Origin of the sequence: Petrotoga mexicana DSM 14811, assembly GCF_002895565.1 — a bacterium.
Lineage (GTDB): Bacteria > Thermotogota > Thermotogae > Petrotogales > Petrotogaceae > Petrotoga > Petrotoga mexicana.
In genome coordinates this window covers 35,497-55,076 of the sequence record NZ_AZRN01000012.1, presented here as the reverse complement: position 1 = coordinate 55,076, position 19,580 = coordinate 35,497, and the positions used below count along the sequence as shown (strand labels likewise).

Below are 19,580 nucleotides of genomic sequence, written 5' to 3'. Positions count from 1 at the left end.
GATACCTTTTAATCTTAAAAGATCAATAATTTAAAATTACAAAGCTGCTTTTATCTTTGATACGGCATCGTTTAGAGCATCTTCTGGTGTTTGTGTCCCGTTTATAATATTGTTAAGAGCATCATTCATAGGTTGCCATACAGATTGCATTGCAGGTATGTTAGGCATTGGTTCTCCACCTGCAGCACTTTCAGTGAAGGCATCAACTATCTCAGCAGGAACCGGTCCACCTTGTTCCTCAATTATCTGAGAAACATCAACTCTTGACGGTAACCTTGGGTCAGAGATATAGAATTGATATATTCCTTCAGCTGTTGCTAAGTAATTAATAATGAATTCCATAGCGAATGCCTTGTTTTCTGACCTAGAATTGATCATCAAACCTTGTACACCAACAAACGGTTTCATCGTTTTACCTGGCTCAACCTCTATGCTTGTTAGTGGAACTACGCCAAAATCCACACCCGCATCTAAGTATGCTTTTACAGCCCATGGACCGTTTATTATCATAGCCGCCAAACCATCCATGAACATAGAATCCATAATATTGTAGTTCATACCTTGTGGCATTATACCTTCGTCGAAGAAGCTCTTCAAAAGATATCCCGCTTGTATCGCTCCTTCATTGTTCAATCCGATGTCGGTTATATCGTAACCAGTTTGAGGATCGTAATCAAAAACATATGCACCGTATCCACTAAAGAAACCATAAACATGATAAAAATCGTTTGCAGTAACAGCGAATCCAACCGTTTCATCCGTGGTAAACTCTTTTGCTAATGCCTTTAGCTCGTCTATACTTGTTGGAACTTCTTCATCGCTTACATAATCACGGTTATAGAATAAACCAACGGCTTCCGTGGAGTAAGGCAATCCATACAACTTACCTTCATAGGTGAATGCCTGAATTGCGGCTGGAACAAATTTGTCAAGTTCGATAGCAGATTTTGGAATAGGTTCAATTAAACCATTTAATGCTAATTCACCAACCCAGTCGTGAGCTCCAACTATTATATCTGGACCTTCCCCTGCCTGTGCTGCAGTTAGGAATTTTGACTTGATATCACCGAAAGTAACCATTTGGACATCAACATTTATTCCAGTATCCCTGGTAAACTCCTGACCGATCCTTTTTATGAAATCGACCTGTTTTTCAGAAGACCACACGGTTAACGTTTGTGAAAATAGCGAAAGTACTCCTACCAACATTACCAAAGTTAAAATTAAGCCTTTTTTCATCTTGATACCCCCTTTTGAGTGTTTTTTTCCTTATGGAAACGTTTTTACTAAACTAATTATAACAAATAAAGGTACATTTTCAAATCATGAATATTGGTGATTAAAACCGATTAGAGGGAATTATCAAGAATTATTTCCGATTAGAAGCAAAAATCTCAGTTTTTCAACATTTTTCTCAAAAATTTAAATAGGATAAATGACCGTATCTTCATTCTGAAAGCTTTCCGCTAGGTTTAGGTCGATGTTAAGAGAACGAACATATTTATTTTTCAAGAATTTTTTACCAACTTCTTTGAATAAAACATAGGTTAATAAGTCTTCTTCACTTTGAGCTAATATACCTATCTCCTTTTTTGCTTTTTCTAGCTCAGGTTCTAAATCGTCTGCTGGTCTATGGTCGATAGGTTTCTCATTGCCCAAAGCTAATTTGTATAATTCTTCGTCTACTGGGGCAGGAGATTTTCCATATAAACCTTTCAAATAATTTTTTACCTCGTTGGTTATCATCGAATATCTTTTACCTGTTAATACGTTTAAAACAGCTTGGACTCCAACGATCTGACTAGTGGGAGTTACCAAAGGAGGATACCCTAAATCTTTTCGAACTCTAGGCACTTCTTGTAGAACATCGTTTAATTTATCTTCAGCCTTTTGGGACTTCAATTGAGAAATTAAATTAGAAAGCATACCTCCAGGGATTTGAGCATTTAATATTCTGGCATCTATTGATTCCATCTTGACATCGTACTCACTGTATTTCGATCTTACATTCCAAAAATGTTCAACTAATTTCATTATTATTTTTGTATTTAGATCTAAGTCATATGTGTAGACAAAAGGTTCGAGCGCTGGTTCTGAGGTCCCATTAGCAAAAGGACTCAACGCTAAATCTATAATGTCTGCTCCAGCTTCCACTCCGGCAAAATAAGCCATAGAGGCAAGACCTGTGGTTGCATGAGAATGAATATCAACAAGGATGTTGAATTTCTTCTTGATTTCTTTTACCAAATCATATGCATCCTTTGGTTTTAACAACCCTGCCATATCTTTTATAACAATTGAATCGACGCCTCTTTCCACTAATTCTTTTGTATAATTTAAATAATATTCTAAATTATGAACAGGACTAACGGTATAAGATATAGCACCTTGAACGTGAATATTTCTTTTTTTTGCAACCTCTATGGACTTTTCCAAGTTACGAATGTCGTTTAAAGCATCGAAAACCCTTATAATATCCATGTTGTAATCTGCTACTTTGTTTACAAATAATTCTACTACGTCATCTGCGTAATTTCTGTATCCGACTAAATTTTGTCCTCTCAAAAGCATTTGAATTTTTGTGTTTTTTAATTTCTCTTTTATAGTTTTTAGCCTTTCCCATGGATCTTCGTTAAGATATCTTATACATGAATCGTAAGTGGCTCCACCCCATACTTCCATAGCATAATATCCAACCTGATCGAAGTCTATCAATTGATCTTCAAAATCTTCCATCTTTAATCTCGTTGCGATTAAAGATTGTTGACCATCTCTTAATGTTGTATCAACTATATATGGTTTTTTATTCATCGAATTAGGTGCAGAGTCTTCATCCTAGCTATCGTAAATGGAACTGCACCTTTCCCTCCTTTCTACAACTACTTCAATATTTCTTTTAGTTCTTCTATGGTTATCTCTAACAAGTTATCCCCTATGTAATCTATCGTCTTTTCATCTGCTTCTCTTATCTTAGCTTTTAACTCTTTAGTTAATCTTCTACCGAATCGTTTGCTTAGCAATCTAATTTCACATTCTTTTCTTTCTTCAAGTTTAGCTTTTTCAATGCCTTCTTCTTCGCCTTCGATTCTTCCTTTTTTAAAACCTTCTATTTTACCTTCTAATCTAGCCTTTTCTTTGCCCATTTTAATCATTTTTTCTAATGTGTCAAATACATTTGTGATCTTAATTTTTTCTAGTTCTTTTATTGTTATTTCTAATAAGTTGTTTTCTATGTTGCTTATCGTTTTTTCACCCGCTTTTCTTATCTCGTCTTTTAACTCTTCGTTCAACCGGTTACTGAATCTTTTACTTAATATTCTAATTACAAATTCCTTTCTTTCTCGAAGTTTTCCTATTTGAATACCTATCTTTTCGCCTTCAATTCTTCCTATGATTCTTCCTTCTTTCTCACCTTCCAATCTAGCTTCTTCTCTTTCCCTTTTTGATATTTCTTCTAATGTTTCCATTCTTAACACCCCCATTTCTTCTAAATCAAGTATAATGAATTTTATAGCGCCCCTTCGCCCCGCTCCCCGCCCATGAGGAAGGAGGTTTAGGCTATGCCATGTAATCCAGCTAAAAGATCAGATAGAGCTCGTCTACTACCATTATTTCAATAACTCTTTTAGCTCTTCTATGGTTATCTCTAACAAGTTATCTCCTATATAATCTATTGTCTTTTTGTCTGCTTCTCTTATCCTATCTTTTATTTCTTCGGTTAATCGTCTACCAAATCTTTTGTTTAATATTTTAATTGTCAATTCTTTTTCTCCTTCTTCAACGCCTTCTTCAAATAATGAAGTTCCGATCTTTGTCATTGGTATCACCTCTTTCAGTTCGTTTATGTACTCATCTCTTACATAACTATCAGAGAACCCTAATAACGATCCTATTACCGCTTCTCTTTTGTTTTCATCTGGTATCTTGATCGCTAACTCAAAGACATCTTTTGTCACTTCTTCTTCACTTTTTTCGTTTCTCATCAAGGGCAAGAATACTAAATCCATTAGATCTTTATCCGTTAGTTCTTCTTCTTTTTCTATCTTTCCTTTTATTTCTTCGTACCTTTTTATTCCATCGTACTTTGTCATGAATATTTGTTGTACTTTGTATTTAATAGAACCCATGTCCAATTCATTTTCTGCACTTTCGTATTTTCCTGAGTACATTACCACCGTATTTATCTTTCTTCTTTCTTTTTGGTATAACGCTATATCGTATTGTGCAAATCTTAGTAAGTCTGCTTTCTTCCACGTCGTTTGAAATTCTAAGTGTAATAGTGAATTGTCCTCTAGTTCAAATACAAAATCCGGGTTTTGGTTTGATACCTTGATTACTGGTATGTCTATTGGTTTTACTGAAATTATCTTTGGAAAGTTGAGTTCATGATATTCGGCGGTTTCGTCTTTGTGAATATTCCCCGTTCTGTTGGTGTCTTTCATTATTTTCCCCCTCGATAGTATATTGAAGTATTTAAAATGTATTATATGTTTTTGAAAATCGCTTTAGATCTTAAACATAAATACATTCATTCCAAATTATACCTCTTATTTCTCGTACTAAAACAATTAGACAACTTGTATCAGATATGTAATTAGGCATTTTTTACATCATTTCTTAATTCTTCATCGTTGTAATTAAATAGCGAGTTATCGAAACGACCCAATATTTCAATAAAAGCTCTCTTGGAAAGTTCTGATAATTGTGCGGCTTCTCCTAAGGATAACTTGCCTTCTTCATATAATTTTGTAGCGATTAGTAATTTAATTTCTTTTTCATTTAAATCAATAAAATCTGGTAGATTAATAGATATAGTTTTCATAAAAAGCTCCTCATATAATATTTCGCTCCCCACCCATAAGGATATACTTATATACAGATATTATAACTCAAAAAACTTTCCTTAACTGAATCTACCGTCGTCTTTCGATTGTTGCAGTTTGTGAACATTTTTTTCAAGCCACCCTATTTTTATCCCATCATTAGTGGTGAATTCTGGTACGTAGGGTTTTATATCCAAAACAGGGGTACCATCAATTATTTCTACATTTTGAATTTCCGGCATATTCTTTTCTACTTTTATTAACCTAACAACCGATAAACCAATGGGAGTGTATTTAATTTCCATCATACTTTTTGCTAACTTTCCTACTTCCTCAAACATTCTTGGCACCCCCATTTCTTCTAAATAAAGTATAATGAACTTTATAGCTCCCTTCCCCTGCTGGACACCCATATGGGGAAAAGTATTTTTATTAGCCCCCCTTTCCCCCTGCTTTCGGTGCCACCTTTGTTCATATATTTTGCTCTTTTTCAATTTTCTTCTAACTCATTAGTTATTGAGTTGATTTCGTTCTGAATGACATCACGTCCATCTACAAATTTATATTTATCAATAATATTAAGAGCGTCCTTAAGGTATTTCAGTGCATTCTCCAAATCTCCTTTTTCTTGGTAAATAAATCCAATATTGCTCAAAGCAATTTCTTCTCCCTCTTTGTGATCTATCTCTCTAAAAATTTTTAAAGATTCTTGGAGGTATTTCAGGGCATTTTTCAAATCACCTTTAGCTTTTAAGATTAGCGCAATATTGCCCAAATCATATGCTTCTCCATCTTTGTAACCTTCTTCTTGGTCTATTTTTAGAGCTTCCTCATGATATTTCAGAGCATTCTCCAAATCACCTTTTGTTTGGTAAATCAAACCAATATTGTTCAAAGTAATTGCTTCTCCCTCTCTGTGGTCTAGCTCTCTAAAAATTTTTAGAGCTTTCTGATGGTATTTCATAGCCTCCTCCAAGTCACCCATCTCTGAATAAATCAAACCAATATTGTCCAAAATCATTGCATCTTCTTTACAATAGTCTGCATCTTGGTCTAATTCTAGAAATTCTCGAAGGTGTTTCTCGGCTTCTTCCTGATTGTAATCTATATTCTGGTCTAATTCTAGAACTTCTTGAAGGTGTTTCTTGATCTTTTCCAAATTATCTTTTGTATGGTCAGTCATAAAGATCCTCCTTGCAAAATATGTATTTACTGTCATTAGAAACTCTAAAACTTGTTTTAGCGCTTCTTTGCCCCGCTCCCCGCCCATCTAAGGAAGGGGGATTTGAGCCTAACCATTTTACTCATCCAAAAGATCAGATAGAGTTTTGTCTACTTACAACTATTTCAATAACTCCTTTAGTTCTTCTATAGTTATCTCTAACAAGTTATCTCCTATGTAATCTATCGTCTTTTCATCCGTTTTTCTTATCTTAGCTTTTAACTCTTTAGTTAATTTTCTACCGAATCTTTTGTTTAATATTTTAATTGTCAATTCTTTTTCTCCTTCTTCAACGCCTTCTTCAAATAATGAAGTTCCGATCTTTGTCATTCGTATCACCTCTTTCGATAGCTTGTTGAACTGTTTATATTATACCATGTGTTTATAGAAAACTATAAAAAACTGATTAGATCATAATTCAATGTTTTTGAAATTAAACCATAGTTTAAGGGATTTGATAAAAATAATAGAGTCGAAGAATTTTGAGGTGAAGATAGATGATGGGGTAGTCAAAAATAGTGCAATTTTTTAGTAATTCTTTATATATTTTATGCGCCTTTTAACCATTTTAAAATCGAAATCTTATTTTTGAAAATCTTTTAAAAAAAGCTGTTTTTCAACAGCTCTTATTTGGCGGATATTTTAGCTTTTTCTAATTCTTTTTCTACAAGTTCGTTAATGTTCAACATAGGAAGATATATTGGAGGAACAAACCCAAAATTTGCGGATATTGATATTATTTTTGCTCTTGATATCTGCAATAAGCTCATTATTCCAGATTTTATTACTAGTTCTTTGAATTCGTTTTCCTTTATTTTTGGGTTGCCATAAAATCCTGCTTCTGTTTCAAGTTCTAATTTTAATACTATTTTTTTTGATTCTTTCAAATGAAATTTAATGTTTAATCCTATTGTTCCAAAGTATTCTTTTTCTTTTGGTTGGAAATTTTGTGTAACCGAAATGTCTACCTTTGGTGTTAGTTTTTTGTTGTTTAGATTTTCGTCTTTTAATTCATAATTTAATTTTTTTATTATGTCATAGCGCATTTGAATATTGCTCATTTTCATATTTTTCACATCCTTTGTCAGGCAATGATAAGGTTATGCTTTGATTCCTGTGTGGCATCGATTCTAAAAATTGGTATAAATTTCGTTGCATTGCTATTTCTCCTTTTACTTCTTTTTTATCTCCAAATGCTCTTATTATATTGATTTCTTGATTTTTCAAAGAGAGTGTTAGTTTTTTTTGCATAAAATAATAGTTATTGAATTCTTTTAGGTCATAATATAATGGTTTTCTTCCAGGATTAATTGGGTTTATATTGTTTTCTTTGATAATTCTTTGAATATTTCTTATTGATTGTCCTGTCATTGTTGCTAAATCTTTTTGTGTGAAATATAATTTTTGTTCTTTTTCTTCAATGTCGTCAAATTCTTCATCATAATATAACAAGTCTTCTTTCATTTCTTTCAATATCTGTATAAATTCTTCAATTTCTTCTTTATTCTCATATGTTTTTGGATTTACTAAAAAATTATACAAGACTTCTTTATTTTTAGGCTTTAAATCAGAGAAAATATTTAATAATTCATGTATTTCGAGCATTGTTTTTCCTCCTTATACCCCTTTTTCATTTATTTTTTTTAGCACTGATTTTTCTGATTGAAAGTATTTTATTAAATTGTCATAACTATCTTCCCTTTTCATTATATCTATATAAGTTATTATTATTTTACCATCATTTTCTACCCAATACGATAACCGGTAATATACTCTATCATGTATGAATTTGTACGTCCTGATTCCTCTTAAGTTTCCTGTTTTCATTTCACCTATTGTGTAATCATAATTTATTTCCAAGACTGATTGCAAGATTTTTAATAGAAGGTTCCTATTGTTTATTTTTTTCAATGAACGTTTGAAGATTGGGAAGGGTTGATTTTCAAGAGCTTTTATTATTTCCTTTTTTAGCTGTTTTGAGGATAATTCTTGCAAGTCTTCTTCTCTTTCTCCCATTCTCTACACCCCATTATATCATTTTATTATTAAAATACAATTAATTTTTACAACTTGTCGTTTTTTGTCGTTATTATACTTATACTTACAGTATATTTTATCATATAATAGATGCGAAGTGTTTCTTTAGTTCATTATCAGAACTTGAACGAAAAAACCAAGAGTAATATTTTGAACTTTTTAAAAAAGAGGATAAAAGAAACAGCCTCAAAGGCCCCGAAGGGGGTTCAAGGAAAGACGGCCTCACGGCAAATAAGGAACGAAAACAAAAGTTTTAACTTTTTTGGATGGAACTTCTTTTTTTCAAAAGACATACATAATGGTATAATTTATTATCAATATGACCGAAAATGAGGCGACATTATGAAAATTCTAAGTTATAGAATTTTACTCAAGAAAGAAGCTGAAGGAGGTTATACTGTTATAGTCCCTGTTCTTCCAGGCTGTGTCACACACGGGGATACAATAGAAGAAGCAATAAAAATGGCGAAAGAAGCTATTCAATTATACATAGAAAGCTTGCAAGAACACGGAGAAGAGATACCTTCTGAAGATGAAACTATAGAGTACACAATAACAGTGGAAATTTAAATTTGCTAAAAAACTGGAGGAATAATCTTGAGATTTTCCAAACTATATGTATGCTCTTACTTTAAAAGAAACTTCACCTGATTCTCGGTCCGAGGGTGAAGGGGCGCAAATAAAATTATTAAAATAGATATCACTTCTCATAAAAGATGAGTGATATCTATCATTACCACAATTCACTTAAAAATACTCAAAAATCTACCTTCTACAACTACTTCAATATTTCTTTTAGTTCTTCTAGTGTTATACTAAGAATATTTTTCTTTATTTGGTTTATAGTTTCTTCATTTGCATTTCTGATCTTTTCTTCTAATTTTTTATCTAAATCTTTTCCAAACCTTTGGTTTAGGATTTCTATGATTAATTCTTTTTCACCTTCAAGTTTTCCTTCTACTTTACCTTCCAATTTAGCTTTTTCTCTTTCCCTTTTTGCTATCTCTTCTAATGTGTTAAACATTTTTGGCACCTCCATTTCTTTTAGCTCTTCGTACCTTTCTTCTATCTCTTTGTAATCTGTCCTCTTTCCGAACAGTTCTATGAATGCGTTTCTGTGTTTATCAAACTTCTCTTGTTCTTCTTTCGGCAACTTCGATATTATCTCTTCATTTATAATCTTTAGCAACTCTTCCATTTTTTTTATCTTTACGTTTGGTTTGTCCGTTAATAAGATTACCCCTAGTGCGTTCTTCATGTTTATTATTGTTTCTTCTTTTATATTGCTTAAATTTATTAGTTCATAGTCAGCTTTTATTAAATACTCTTCCATGTTTTTTATCTTTGTTATCTTGTCTTTTACGTCCATTGGTGATGTCCATTTCGCTTTTCCATCGTAAAAGACTATCCCTATTATGACTGGTAGTTTGAATCCTTTTTGTTCTGATTCTTTTTTGTGACTTTTTACATATCGTTCCCATATCCTTACCTTATATGCCAACATCCTGAATGCCATCAGTTGGTCAACTTTACTTTGATGTTCTAACAATAGGTATATGTATACATCTTGACCATTTCCTTTTTCTATTTTGTATAGTATGTCCGATCTTTTTATGGAGAAGTCTTTGCCTATTAGTTCAGTTTGTTCACGTTTTAAATCTGTTTCTTTTATTTGTTTTGTGATCTCTTTTGGTAGAAAGGCTTTTAGAAAGTCATAGAATACGGTTCTGTCTTCAAATAATTCTTTGAATATGGAATCTTTTATTGGATTAGACATAAGCTTCTCCTTTTTGGTTTATTTTTTGGTTGTACAACTTAATTATACCATATCTTTTTGAAGGTTTGTTATCCTATCATATAACTCAAATATAATGAGCTTTATAGCGCCCTTCCCCCGCTCCCCACCCACAAGGAAAAGATTCTTTTACCTTTTCATCCAGCTTCGCACCCATAAGGAAAAGATTCTTTTGTCTTTTCACCCCGCAGCTAGTCCATAAGATTAGTGAAGTGTTTTCTCTGTTAACTTAATTATACCATTTCTTTTTGAAGATAAGTTTGTGAAAAAAGTTGACAAAAGCCAATAAAAATAGTAAAATTGAAGTGTATAAAAAAATAAAAGCCAAGGAACCCTTGGCTTTTATTGGTGGGCTCGGGTGGATTCGAACCACCGACCACCCGGTTATGAGCCGGAAGCTCTAACCAACTGAGCTACGAGCCCAATCACGTTGATTATTATAGCATTTAAAAAAACATTTGTCAATACTTTTTCTAACAAAGACAATTTTCATCTATTATGATGGTTTAGCGAAGGGATAAATAAATTTTAAAGGAGCATCTAGTGAAATGAGCAACAACGTAGAAAGCCTAAAAAACCAAGATGACCCTGTGAAAACGCTAATAGGGAAATATCCAAGAATTATAGTGCTAAAAGCGGTCTTCAACCTCTTAGACAACGAAGAAAAAATAGATTTGGAAAGTTTAGAAAATGAAGTCGTCAAGTTATTAAAAAGATAAAGGGCTGATTTAATCAGCCCTTTAATTTTAATTATTTGGTACATTCACTAAAGGGTAGGAAAGCTCAACTCCCACCAAACTGGCTATTTTTCTAGGAAGGTCTGTGTTATCCATAATACCTACAAATTTCTCAGCTCCAGGTCCAAAAGCTACTACAGGTACTAACGCACCGGTATGATCATGTGTTGTCCAGCCAATACTTGCTCTTGCGCTTGTAATCTCTGCTAAAGCCTCTATTTTGTTACCAGCGGCTTCCAAATAAGCGACCTCTTCTTCTGACAAATCAAAACCATAATATTCTTTCACGTTAGATTTTAACTCTTCCATATTTTGAGAATTACCTACAACCCAATCCGTAGTTTTCTGATAATTTCTAACCATTTCCAAATCCATTGTGTATCCACCCGTTGATAAACCCAAACCCCCGGTTTCATGGTCAGCAGTCACAACTACCAAGGTATCAGGATTTTCTTTTGCAAAATCTAGAGCAACCTTCACAGCTTCATCGAATTCAACCGTTTCTTTCCAAATACCAAAAGCATCGTTATCGTGACCCTCCCAATCGATTTGAGAACCTTCAACCATCAAAAAGAAAGGAGCATCATCTTTAGACAAAATCTCTATTGCCTTGTCGGTCATCTCGGGTAAAAGTGGTTCAGCATGCGTTCTTTCTGTAACGCTATTCATATGACTTGAAGCGAACAATCCTAAAACCTTTTCTCCGGAGTAAGCCATTAACTCTTGCTTAGTTGTTATATAATCAAAACCATTTCCCTTTGCAACAGATATAAGATCTTTTCTATCAGCTCTTCTGGTAGGATCGAAATTTCTCCAACCCCCTCCTAAAACAACGGTCAAGTTACTATTAACCAGCTGTTCAGCTAGCTTGTCTTCCTCGTCTCTATCGAGGACATGACCATAATAAGCCGCCGGTGTGGCATGAGTAATCCTTGAAGTTGCAACTATACCAGTTTTGTAGCCTTGTTCAGCCAAAACTTCAGCTATTGTTGGCACGACTTCACCTTCTGGAAGCATTCCTATAAAACCGTTGTCTGTTTTGTAACCAGAGGCAAGAGCTGTACCCGCTGCTGCAGAATCGGTAACGTTGCTATCTGCAGAATAAGTGATCGCGTAACCAGTATATGGCATTTGCATCATGTAAAGCTCACGACCCTCTAAATAAGCAGATAACAACATCTGATTTGGGCCCATACCATCACCGATGAGAAATATCACGTTTTTCACATCGCCCGCGAAACTGAGCAATGACACCACAAGAACCAACATAACCAACAAAATACCCTTTTTCATACTTTCTACCTCCCTTTGATTTTTTAGTTCCTTCAAACCAAAGTCATTATAACCAAAAATCATTTGAGAGGTTTTAAGATATATAAAGAATTACTAAAAAAGCTCTCTATTTCTCAAAACCCCATCATCTATGTTCAATTCAAAATTCTTCGACTCTATTATCTTTATCAATTCTCTGAAACTTTCCTTTTCATTCCTCGTTTGCCGTGAGGCTGTCTGTCCTTGAACCCCCTTCGGGGCGCTTGAGGCTGCCTTCCTTATTTGCCGTGAGGCCGTTTCTTTGATCCTATTTCTCAAAAAGTTCAAGATATTGATCTTCGTTTTTTCGTTCAAATTATGATAATGAACTAAAAAACCACAATCTCTCTTTCCAAACTTCCAAACAATAGGCCTATCTTTATAAAACTTCTCATGAAGTTTTAGGTAATCTTTAAAGACATAACCCCTCAAATCTTTCTTCACAATACTCTCTAATTCAGAACGCTCCTTATTTGCCGTGAGGCTGTTTTCTTCGAATATTGAGGATAACAGTTTATTTTCTTCATCGATTGAAAATCCAAAGGGGATAAAACCCGTATCCGCATTCAAAAGGTACCTTTGGATCTCGTTATCTATTCTTACAAAAGCTAATTTTGCTAAAATCTGATCTTGGTTACTCATACTGTTGTAGACGGAAATAGGATTTTGAAAACTTTCTTCTGCTTTTCTTTCCACATAGTTATCGTATGGCTCTCTTCGATGATAGTTGGTTACACCTTCATCAAAAGGCATAATGGAAATTAAAGACCTGATTTTATTATTATAAGCCTCTTCAATAAGCTTTTCTATTTTGGTAAGTTCAGCTTGATTCAAACCAAATTCATAAAGATACTGGTTTTTCAACAGTTCTTTCAATGGGGGCAAACCCTTTACACCTTTACCGTTAGAAAAAGGTAAAAAAGCCGTAGGAATCCCCACTGTTTTATAAATCTCCTCAAAATTTCTTTCTTTCAAACTGTACAACTTCATTATGAGTACATCTATCAAACCTTCAGAAAGAAGCAGATAGGTATCAAGAGCGTTTTTACTCTCTATGAAACCATAAAACTTAGAAACACCATCGATACTCTCCTCGTTGAAGTGCAGTTCGTTTGGATATATCTCGGTATTCTGCTTTTTAATCGCCACGTTCAATCTTACAAGCGCTTCTAACGCCTGAGTCTTAGAAGAACCCTCAAACAAACCTTGTGGAACGGGAAGTTTTTTCAAATCCCCAACCTCCAAATCCACGCTTCCTGCAATAAAACTCTCCAAGTAAGAAAACAAACTACTGTTGAGTAAACCTAAAAACCGAAAAATATCTTCGTCTTTTGAAAAGAACAAACTACTACCCTTACAATCAAACAAAAATCCTGAAGGAAGGTATCTAAATGTCGCCCCTTTCGAGGTTGTCATCGTGTAAGTTATACCCTTTTTGAAATAATACTTTCTATTTGGAAGATAATTCCCCATTTTTGACAATAGATTATAATTCTCTTCATCGAAGGCTATAACCCACCACAAATTACCATACCATTTATTGTAAGGTCCACCTTTGGAGTAAGGGACCCATTTCTTTCCATCTTTAATATCCTCTCTTCTAACTTCCCAAAAGTACCTCAAAAACCTTTTGTTATCCCCAGTAGCTATCCCCTGCCGTGCATCAGCGAACTTTTCTAACGGCTCGTTTTCAAAGGTACGTACAACGTCTGAATCCACCCAATAAATGAAAGGAAACCTCGGAACCTTTGTAAAAACGTTCTTATCAACCCTAAAAACATACTTAGAAAGATAATTCTCTCTCTTCTTTTCCTCACTTGCCGTGAGGCTGTCTTTCCTTGAACCCCCTTCGGGGCGCTTGAGGCTGGCTTCCCAAATAGAAAATAAAGCACGTTTCTTAGAATCTTTCCCGTTAAAAGAGGTAAGGTTTATGTATTCACCCAAACTCCCCTCCTCACTTGCCGTGAGGCTGTCTTTCCTTGAACCCCCTTCGGGGCGCTTGAGGCTGTTTTCCTTATGTGCCGTGAGGCTGTCTTCACTTCTTCTCAAAACAAACATTGCTGTGTCCACTAAAGCGTTATCAAACACCCCTCCAAGGCCAAAATGAACCAATCTCTCTATCTGAAAGTTATCTAATATGAACCTTCTTGTCTTCTCATAACTCCCAATAAACATAAAGGTTTGAGGAGTTATCATACCAACAAATCCATCCATCTTCACTAATTCGCAACTCTTTTTAATAAAGCAGGCGTACAGATTTTTTTTAAACTCACTATAATCCTCGTTTATGTATCTCTTCAATTCAAAATCATAATCAGAGGAATCTAAATAAGGAGGGTTGGTTAAAACAATATCGTATTTCAAAGAAAGAATATCTAAAGCTTTCTTCAATCGTTCATCGTTTATACCTGACTCCTTTAAACTTAAAACATCCTCTGTTCTCATCAAGCTTCCAATCTTTTCAAACTTCTTCAAATACTCATTCTGCCCTTCTTCATTTGCCGTGAGGCTGTTCTCTTTGGGAACAGCTACTATGTTTGTTTCAAACTTCTCATAGGCTCCATCTTCTAAAGCCTTCAATCTCAACAACAAATTTGTAATTTCAACAGCGTTCTCATCGATATCTATACCGTATAAATTCTTAGTAATTATAAGTTTTGGAATCAAAGCATCATCGTAACTCCTATTTTGATACATCTCTCTCAACTTATCGTAAACCCCTATAACGAAGTTCCCACAGCCACAAGCCGGGTCTATAACCTTAACATCCTCAATGTCCACTCCCTTATCATCACCTGCCGTGAGGCTGTCTTCCTCATTTGCCGTGAGGCCGTTTCTTCCGTAATATTTCCCCAACGTATTTTCCGCCAAATAATCCACTATCCATTTTGGTGTATAAAACTGTGAAATAACACCATTTTTACCCTTTAAATCCTTACTCGCCGTGAGGCTGTCTTTCCTTGAACCCCCTTTGGGGCGCTTGAGGCTGGCTTCGTTGAAATACTCGTAAGACCAAGAAATAATCTCCTCTTTCTTCCAATCTTCATCTTTCACACTCTGAAACAAATCTCTGACTTTTTCTATTGTTTGGCGAGTAATTCTGCTTTTAATATCATCGACTAAATAACAACAATCAAAATTTCTATTCAGAAATTGCACACCAGAAAGATAATCACCTAAAAGATTCGAATCTGAACCACTCTTTCCCAAAAGTTGTAAATCTCCCTCCATATTTGCCGTGAGGCTGTCTTTCCTTGAACCCCCTTCGGGGCGCTTGAGGCTGTCTTCCTTATTTGCCGTGAGGATGTTTCCCTTTGCATGCAATACTCTTAGAATAATAAAACTCAAAAAAACATCCAACAAAACTCTCTCCTCACCTGCCGTGAGGCTGTCTTTCATTGAACCCCTTTCGGGGTGCTTGAGGCTGTCTTTCCTTGAACCCCTTTCGGGGCGCTTGAGGCTGTCTTCCTCATTTATGACCTCTTTTTGCAGGATGCTCTTAAGCTCCAAAGCCATTTTCTTAACGGATCTGTTCAAAATAAGCCACCTTCTCTTCTCTCTTTTTCACCCTAAAATCCTCTTCGCCCAAATAAATCAAACCTTCTTTTGGAACGATCTCTATCAACCTTGAAACGGTTCTATCGTCCAAAAAATTAACCAGCTCTTTTGGATTCAAGTTCGTAGAAATTATAACGCTTTTTTGGTTTCTATTGACCTCGTCTATAACGATTCTTATCTTCTGACCTATCCATTCATAACTCTTGGCACCAAGATCGTCTATAAAAATCAAATCAGATTCAAACGCTCTCTCAATAGCGGCATCGGCACCCTCAAAATTCTCAAAATCCCTCAATATATCCAAAACACCGATAGAACAACCCATAACAGCAGCCTCTTTCAACACAGTAAAACCTAACCTACTCTTCCCAGTACCGTATCCTCCATACAGTATCAAACCAACGCCCTTCTCCCACAACTTCTCCTCAACAAAGTAACGGCATTTTAGCAAACCCTTCTTCAAATGCTCATTCAGTGCAAGAAAATTATCAAACGATGCATCAAGATAAATCTTTGGGGAAATATCCCTGTAATTTCTACTCCCATTCAAATAATTCATAAAAATCGAACACATATATTTATTATCTAAAATCCCGCGACTCGGGCAATTTTCAGGATCTTTACAAAAACAACCCCTCTCAGAAGAATTTGGCATACTTGCTACCTCCCTTATTTGCCGTGAGGCTGTTCTCTCCTCTGTGAACATTATACCGCACTCCCTTATTGTAAACCTCTTTTTTCTCATTCCTTGTTTGTCGTGAGGCCGTCTTCCTTATTTGCTGTGAGCCAGTCTTGTCTTGAACCCCTTTCGGGGCACTTGAGCCCGTCTTTCCTTGAACCCCCTTCGGGGAGTTTGAGCCCGTCTTCCTTAATTGCACTTCAGGAAACCAAAAAGTACTAGAAAAAGCCTCTTTGCCCTTCACATTTGCCGTAAGGCTGTCTCTCTTGTTCCCCGTGATGCCGTCTTTCTTGCTCACCATGAGTCTATTTTCCTCATTTGCCGTAAGGCTGTCTTCCTCATTTGCCATGAGGCCGCCTTCCTTATTTGCCGTGAGGCTGTTTCCCTTTCGCGGATAGCACATAATCAATCCCCTATCCTCAAGCTCACTCAAACACTTAGACACCGTATTCTTGCTAAAAGAAAGAAGTGAAGAAAGCTTTCGCTCAGAAAACATCAAAGGTCCCTCCCAATAACTCTTATTCGCCTCGTAAATCAAAAAGAAATAAAGCTTTGTGGCAGAAGAAGAAACCTTCTCCCTCTCATTTTCCCTGAAGAAATGGTTCAAAAGACTAAAAACATTCATAAAATCACCTCAGCATCCCAAAAAATTTTTTTCTTCCCAATAGTAATATCTGCAAAAAAAATAAAAAATCCTTAAGGGGCGGCGGGCGACGTAATGGGTGGTGGGTGGGAAAAGATTTAATAAAATCCAGCAAAAAACTCAAAAGCAAAGCTTTCGAAAAAAAGATCATAAGGGACTAAGTCCCTACTAAAACAAGTTTTTTAGTTTTCTAAAAGGGATCCTAAGGGGCGAAGCCCCTTTAACCACAACAGACTTTTTTACCTTAGACTTCAAACCTTTGATTTCTGCCTACAAAATGAGAAAAAAATATTATATATATTTTTATATATTTATATTAATAAATATAAATACCTTATAGGCTGTCCCAAAAATTGACCCACACCTGGGTCAAAATTTGACCCAAAACTGTCCCAATTTTTGACCCAGGTGGATCAAAAATTTATCCTCTGAGGGTGGTGGGTGGGAATAGATAATAAATCTTAAAGTCAAAGCCTTTAAAAAAGTGTTCATAAGGGGCGAAGCCCCTTCATCCACTAAGGCCTCTCAGGCCTTTCAACAGGAATCATAAGGGGCGAAGCCCCTTCATCCTCTAAGGGCGGCGGGCGGGAATAGATAAACAGTAAACAATTATTTACCACAATTTAAGTATTCTTACGGATACTATTAGTGGAGGTGAGAAAATGAAAGAAATAGTTGGATTAATCCCTGACCTTGTAAAAATGGTGGAAGTACCTGGCAACGGCAAAAAGAAAAAAGAGATCGTTCTAAACGCGGTAAGAGAATTCCTCAAATCCATCGGCAAATACTCTCCGATCATGGACCTAATAATCTCCATACTCATCGACGGAGTAGTAGCGTTACTATTTCCAAAACCTGAAAAAGCATAAAAATGATTTCTCCCCGGGGAAGTAAAGCAAGGCAAACCAGGAAACACCCCAGAAGGGGTCTAAGGAAACAAAAACACTCAGGAGGTGGTAACACATGGCAATGAACTTAGAATCAAGAAAAGCAAAGATCGTCTGGATAAGCATAGTAGACGGAAAAGAACAAAAAAAGTATAAAAGCTATGATTTATTCACAGACGTAGAAGCAGACATAAAAACCGCCTTACAAGGATTAGTCTCACTCTGTGAAAACACCAACGCGGTCTATTACTTCGACGAAAGCTACGAAATAATCTAAAAAGGAGGAAATAGCAAATGAGAAGATTAAGAATGAAATTCTATGACTCATCAGAAGGAAAAAGCAAAACCCTATCTATTGATGGAGTATTAGAAACACTAACGCAAGCAGAAATAGAACCAGTAATGCAAAGCTTGATAGGGGTATTAGTACCTACAACCGCACAAGTAGACGAAGCACAAATCGTTGAAACAACGACAAATGAAGTATTCAACCTCATTCAATAAAGAAAAGCACTCATGCCTCTTGACGGGGCATGAGTTTTTTTGATATATTAGTATACGCACGTATAATATACTTTAAAAATGTCACACAACTACCCATCCTCAAGGTCTCCTTTAGCCTTTAAACAGGGATCACAAGGGGTGGAGGGCGGGAATAGATAATCAATTAAAAAAGGGGGAAACCACCATAAAACATCAAAACTACACCAAACTAACGGACCAAGAACTAGTAACCCTCTCCAAAAAAGGCGACAAAAAATCAAAAGAAACCCTATTCACCAAATACAAAGGCTTTCTTGTCAACGAAGCCAACAAACTCACTCAAAGTTGCGGGATAGACTTTGAAGACAGCTTTGGAAGTTTAACTTACCTATTCTTATGTGCGATTGACAACTTCAATCTCAAAGGAAATTTCACAGGATACATGAAAAAATTCATACTACTAAAAATAAAAAGCGACATTGGAAAAAGAAAAGCAAAAATGCCCTACGTACCAAAAGAGTACCCCTTTTACCTAAGAAACTTAGAAGAAGTAATGATCGTTGAAGAAGAGATTGCGAACTACGAATAAATTTCTTTAAAATGGCCGGGCAGCTGAGTTTAAGGGACTGCAGGGCCTTCCTAAAATGGTCAGGCAGCAGAATGAAGAAATAAAGATTTCTTTACTTATGGGCGGGGAGCGGGGGAAGGGCGCTATCAAAGATCCTTTTCCTCAAGGGTGGGCTGCAGAATGAAGAAGTAAAGATTTTCTTCCTTATGGGTGGGCAGTGGGGGAAGGGCGCTATAACACTCATTTTACAAAAGCTCAATGTCAAAATAGCACACCTTCAAAAACATATGGTATAATTAGTTTGACAAATAAAAACAATCCACTAATCTTATTATTTATTTTTTTCAAAAAGAAGGGGGTAGCATGTAATGCTTAAGGTGATGGGGGCCTACAAATTAGGCAAAGATTCGGGCTTAATTCTATACCACGATACAAAAGAAAAACTCTATTATGCTTACCTATACTCCATGGGTCTAATGTTATATGGAGACTCCATAGAACAATCTCTTAATGAAACCATCCAGGTTTTAAGCGAATACCAAGAATTTATAGAAAAAGGCAAGTTAAACCCAGTAACTCTATTAAAAAAAGAAAAATTGAGTAAAACTATTCAATTATATTGGGGCATATTAAAAGCAAAAATTATTTCACATTCTAACAACAAAAAGAATATGGAAGATAGTATAGATCAAATTAATCAAGGAATCATTCACTTAAAACATGCCTTTTAAAAAACAATAATTATAACAATCAAATGGGGAATTATCCCCATTTTTTTACTCTAATCTTCAACTTTAATCCCCATTTAATTAATATTCAGTAAAATTAACTCTAACA

23 protein-coding genes and 1 tRNA gene are annotated in these 19,580 nt (G+C 35.3%); 7 read left to right on the top strand and 17 right to left on the bottom strand.

Features of this window, described 5'->3' with window-relative positions; translation table 11 throughout:
* Positions 1 to 36 precede the first annotated feature (36 nt).
* From X927_RS03545 to X927_RS03495, 11 genes are all read right to left on the bottom strand, one after another.
* A complete protein-coding gene (locus X927_RS03545) occupies positions 37 to 1,239 on the bottom strand; it encodes a sugar ABC transporter substrate-binding protein (RefSeq protein ID WP_103076727.1) in 1,203 nt (400 codons plus the stop codon).
* Positions 1,240 to 1,422: 183 nt separating this feature from the next.
* Positions 1,423 to 2,811: a pyruvate carboxylase subunit B gene (locus tag X927_RS03540; protein ID WP_103076726.1), complete on the bottom strand. Its 1,389-nt coding sequence runs from the start codon at positions 2,809 to 2,811 to the stop codon at positions 1,423 to 1,425.
* 68 nt (positions 2,812 to 2,879) lie between these two features.
* Positions 2,880 to 3,467 (bottom strand): RpnC/YadD family protein, encoded by a 588-nt coding sequence (locus X927_RS03535; RefSeq protein WP_103076725.1) that lies wholly within the window; start codon positions 3,465 to 3,467, stop codon positions 2,880 to 2,882.
* Between the two features lie 141 nt (positions 3,468 to 3,608).
* On the bottom strand, positions 3,609 to 4,442 hold the full coding sequence (locus X927_RS03530; RefSeq protein ID WP_103076724.1) for a hypothetical protein: 834 nt from the start codon (positions 4,440 to 4,442) through the stop codon (positions 3,609 to 3,611).
* A gap of 152 nt (positions 4,443 to 4,594) precedes the next feature.
* A complete protein-coding gene (locus X927_RS03525; protein WP_169925120.1) occupies positions 4,595 to 4,822 on the bottom strand; it encodes a UPF0175 family protein in 228 nt (75 codons plus the stop codon).
* 81 nt (positions 4,823 to 4,903) lie between these two features.
* Complete coding sequence (locus tag X927_RS03520; RefSeq protein ID WP_211287806.1) at positions 4,904 to 5,164, bottom strand: TrmO family methyltransferase domain-containing protein; 261 nt, start codon at positions 5,162 to 5,164, stop codon at positions 4,904 to 4,906.
* Between the two features lie 149 nt (positions 5,165 to 5,313).
* Positions 5,314 to 6,006: a tetratricopeptide repeat protein gene (locus X927_RS03515; RefSeq protein WP_169925119.1), complete on the bottom strand. Its 693-nt coding sequence runs from the start codon at positions 6,004 to 6,006 to the stop codon at positions 5,314 to 5,316.
* Positions 6,007 to 6,165: 159 nt separating this feature from the next.
* Entirely contained in the window at positions 6,166 to 6,375 is a 210-nt protein-coding gene (locus tag X927_RS03510) for a DUF4351 domain-containing protein (RefSeq protein ID WP_146026574.1), read from the bottom strand.
* A gap of 296 nt (positions 6,376 to 6,671) precedes the next feature.
* Positions 6,672 to 7,112 (bottom strand): hypothetical protein, encoded by a 441-nt coding sequence (locus tag X927_RS03505; protein ID WP_103076720.1) that lies wholly within the window; start codon positions 7,110 to 7,112, stop codon positions 6,672 to 6,674.
* Positions 7,081 to 7,650: a hypothetical protein gene (locus X927_RS03500; protein ID WP_103076719.1), complete on the bottom strand. Its 570-nt coding sequence runs from the start codon at positions 7,648 to 7,650 to the stop codon at positions 7,081 to 7,083. The genes X927_RS03505 and X927_RS03500 overlap by 32 nt, the downstream gene beginning before the upstream one ends.
* Positions 7,651 to 7,662: 12 nt before the next feature.
* Positions 7,663 to 8,061: a type II toxin-antitoxin system RelE/ParE family toxin gene (locus tag X927_RS03495; protein ID WP_103076718.1), complete on the bottom strand. Its 399-nt coding sequence runs from the start codon at positions 8,059 to 8,061 to the stop codon at positions 7,663 to 7,665.
* 363 nt (positions 8,062 to 8,424) lie between these two features.
* Between X927_RS03495 and X927_RS03485 the strand changes: the two genes are divergently transcribed.
* On the top strand, positions 8,425 to 8,652 hold the full coding sequence (locus tag X927_RS03485; protein ID WP_211287805.1) for a type II toxin-antitoxin system HicB family antitoxin: 228 nt from the start codon (positions 8,425 to 8,427) through the stop codon (positions 8,650 to 8,652).
* A gap of 208 nt (positions 8,653 to 8,860) precedes the next feature.
* Here the strand turns inward: X927_RS03485 and X927_RS03480 are convergent, their stop codons facing one another.
* Both X927_RS03480 and X927_RS03475 read right to left on the bottom strand, forming a co-directional pair.
* The gene (locus X927_RS03480; protein ID WP_103076715.1) at positions 8,861 to 9,859 is read right to left on the bottom strand and encodes an Rpn family recombination-promoting nuclease/putative transposase; all 999 of its coding nucleotides are present in this window, start codon (positions 9,857 to 9,859) and stop codon (positions 8,861 to 8,863) included.
* Between the two features lie 364 nt (positions 9,860 to 10,223).
* A tRNA-Ile gene (locus tag X927_RS03475) sits at positions 10,224 to 10,300 on the bottom strand.
* Positions 10,301 to 10,425: 125 nt separating this feature from the next.
* Between X927_RS03475 and X927_RS10155 the strand changes: the two genes are divergently transcribed.
* The gene (locus X927_RS10155; protein ID WP_158245418.1) at positions 10,426 to 10,596 is read left to right on the top strand and encodes a hypothetical protein; all 171 of its coding nucleotides are present in this window, start codon (positions 10,426 to 10,428) and stop codon (positions 10,594 to 10,596) included.
* 27 nt (positions 10,597 to 10,623) lie between these two features.
* On the opposite strand, the gene X927_RS03470 is transcribed toward X927_RS10155, so the two are convergent.
* From X927_RS03470 to X927_RS03455, 4 genes are all read right to left on the bottom strand, one after another.
* Positions 10,624 to 11,907 (bottom strand): alkaline phosphatase, encoded by a 1,284-nt coding sequence (locus X927_RS03470; protein ID WP_169925118.1) that lies wholly within the window; start codon positions 11,905 to 11,907, stop codon positions 10,624 to 10,626.
* Positions 11,908 to 12,000: 93 nt separating this feature from the next.
* Positions 12,001 to 15,462, bottom strand: a complete 3,462-nt coding sequence (locus X927_RS03465) for an Eco57I restriction-modification methylase domain-containing protein (protein WP_103076714.1) — start codon at positions 15,460 to 15,462, stop codon at positions 12,001 to 12,003.
* The gene (locus X927_RS03460) at positions 15,446 to 16,138 is read right to left on the bottom strand and encodes a P-loop NTPase family protein (RefSeq protein WP_103076713.1); all 693 of its coding nucleotides are present in this window, start codon (positions 16,136 to 16,138) and stop codon (positions 15,446 to 15,448) included. The genes X927_RS03465 and X927_RS03460 overlap by 17 nt, the downstream gene beginning before the upstream one ends.
* The gene (locus tag X927_RS03455; protein ID WP_146026572.1) at positions 16,122 to 16,787 is read right to left on the bottom strand and encodes a helix-turn-helix domain-containing protein; all 666 of its coding nucleotides are present in this window, start codon (positions 16,785 to 16,787) and stop codon (positions 16,122 to 16,124) included. The genes X927_RS03460 and X927_RS03455 overlap by 17 nt, the downstream gene beginning before the upstream one ends.
* A gap of 680 nt (positions 16,788 to 17,467) precedes the next feature.
* Between X927_RS03455 and X927_RS03450 the strand changes: the two genes are divergently transcribed.
* From X927_RS03450 to X927_RS03435, 5 genes are all read left to right on the top strand, one after another.
* Positions 17,468 to 17,674 carry a hypothetical protein gene (locus X927_RS03450; RefSeq protein WP_012209088.1) on the top strand — a complete coding sequence of 69 codons (207 nt, stop codon included), beginning with the start codon at positions 17,468 to 17,470 and terminating at the stop codon, positions 17,672 to 17,674.
* A 94-nt stretch (positions 17,675 to 17,768) separates the two neighbouring features.
* Entirely contained in the window at positions 17,769 to 17,969 is a 201-nt protein-coding gene (locus X927_RS03445; RefSeq protein WP_103076711.1) for a hypothetical protein, read from the top strand.
* Between the two features lie 17 nt (positions 17,970 to 17,986).
* Positions 17,987 to 18,196 carry a DUF2922 domain-containing protein gene (locus X927_RS03440; RefSeq protein WP_103076710.1) on the top strand — a complete coding sequence of 70 codons (210 nt, stop codon included), beginning with the start codon at positions 17,987 to 17,989 and terminating at the stop codon, positions 18,194 to 18,196.
* A 421-nt stretch (positions 18,197 to 18,617) separates the two neighbouring features.
* Positions 18,618 to 18,764 (top strand): hypothetical protein, encoded by a 147-nt coding sequence (locus X927_RS10150; protein WP_169925117.1) that lies wholly within the window; start codon positions 18,618 to 18,620, stop codon positions 18,762 to 18,764.
* A gap of 347 nt (positions 18,765 to 19,111) precedes the next feature.
* Positions 19,112 to 19,474 carry a hypothetical protein gene (locus tag X927_RS03435; protein WP_103076709.1) on the top strand — a complete coding sequence of 121 codons (363 nt, stop codon included), beginning with the start codon at positions 19,112 to 19,114 and terminating at the stop codon, positions 19,472 to 19,474.
* The last annotated feature ends 106 nt before the right edge of the window (positions 19,475 to 19,580 follow it).